Annotated in this window: 1 protein-coding gene; it reads right to left on the reverse strand. The window is 64.7% G+C overall.

Annotated features, from left to right (window positions below):
* Positions 1 to 255, reverse strand: a 255-nt coding sequence (locus tag KPG66_RS16860) for a hypothetical protein (RefSeq protein WP_237071598.1), incomplete at both ends; no start/stop codon positions are given.

The following is a 255-nucleotide window of genomic DNA, read 5'->3' on the forward strand; positions in this document are numbered from 1 at the left end:
TCCACGTGTTAAGCAGCAACTCACGCTCCGCCTCGGGCAGCACCTGCAACTGCTGCACGGCAGTGTCGGGCGTCGCCTCGAGCGCATCAACCAAGCTGTGCAGCGCCTGCTGCATATACGTGCACACCCGCTCGGGCTCCAGCGGTGGCACGCTTTGGGCCGTTAGACCCAGCGCCTGCCCGAAATCTTCCACCGACAGCCCGATTGGGTAATGGGTGCGCTCCTGCGCGCTCAACAGTTCGACACCCGGTAGCC

Source organism: Mycetohabitans sp. B2, assembly GCF_021733735.1.
Lineage (GTDB): Bacteria > Pseudomonadota > Gammaproteobacteria > Burkholderiales > Burkholderiaceae > Mycetohabitans > Mycetohabitans rhizoxinica.